Source organism: Gordonia alkanivorans NBRC 16433 (assembly GCF_000225505.1).
Taxonomy (GTDB): Bacteria; Actinomycetota; Actinomycetes; order Mycobacteriales; family Mycobacteriaceae; genus Gordonia; species Gordonia alkanivorans.
The window spans coordinates 1-1,121 of the sequence record NZ_BACI01000083.1 but is presented as its reverse complement, the minus strand read 5'-3'; the positions used below and the strand labels follow the sequence as shown (position 1 = coordinate 1,121).

At 64.0% G+C, this 1,121-nt stretch carries 1 protein-coding gene; it reads left to right on the top strand.

What is annotated here, in order from left to right; all coding sequences use genetic code 11:
- Positions 1–129: 129 nt before the first annotated feature.
- Positions 130–1,121 (top strand): IS481 family transposase (locus tag GOALK_RS14780; protein WP_035754953.1); only part of this gene is annotated, 992 nt, incomplete at its 3' end.

Genomic DNA, 1,121 nt, shown 5'->3' with positions numbered 1-1,121 from the left:
CTAGTGTACTGCCCAGGCAGGTTGGTTGAGGGATTGCGACGACACGCGGTAGTGGGTCGTTGAACAGCGAAGGTCTCCCGTCGTGAAGTGGAGCTGCTACGACACACACTTCACAACCGGGAGACCTTCGTGGTTCACGCTAACGCACCTTTGACCCCCAAGGGCCGACTACTGCTGGCCCGTCGCATCGTCGATGACGGCTGGCCCATCGTCAGGGCAGCCGAACACTTCAACGTTTCGTGGCCGACCGCCAAACGCTGGGCCACTCGCTATGTCGAGATGGGCCCAGAGGGCATGTACGACCGCTCGAGTCGTCCTCATCGCAGTCCGAACCGCACCCCCGAGCCGATCAAACGCAAGATCGTGGCCCTGCGGTGGCGTCAGCGCCTCTCACCCCAGGCGATCGGCTCCCGACTGTCGATGCCGGCCTCGACCGTGCACGCGGTGCTGGTCCGATGCCGGCTCAACCGGCTCTCCCACATCGACATCCGCACTGGGGAAGTGATCCGCCGCTACGAGCACCCTCATCCGGGCTCGATGATCCACGTCGACGTCAAGAAACTCGGCAACATCCCCGTCGGTGGCGGCTGGCGGTTCGTCGGACGCGCCAAAGGACGCAAGAATCGGCAGGCCACGCCGGGAACCCGCCGGAGCAAGCACCACAACGAACTACTCGGACATGCCTTCGTGCACACCGTCATCGACGATCACTCTCGCGTCGCCTATGCCGAGATCCATGACGACGAAACCGCTGTCACCGCAGCCGGAGTCCTTCAGCGAGCCGTGGGCTGGTTCGCGGCCCGCGGCGTCACTGTCGAACGAGTCTTGTCCGACAACGGTGGCTGCTACCGCTCAGCGTTGTGGAAGCGCACCTGCACCGAGCTCGGAGTCACGGCGAAGTACACACGCCCCTACCGGCCGCAAACCAACGGCAAGATCGAACGGTTCCACCGGACCATGGCCGCCGAATGGGCTTTCGCCCGGCACTACCGGTCCGAACAAGCCCGACGCGCAGCGTTGCCAGGATGGTTGCACACCTACAATCACCACCGGCAACACTCCGCCATCGGCCGGAACGTTCCCTTCAGCCGCTTGACCAACGTCCCTGGGCAGTACACTAG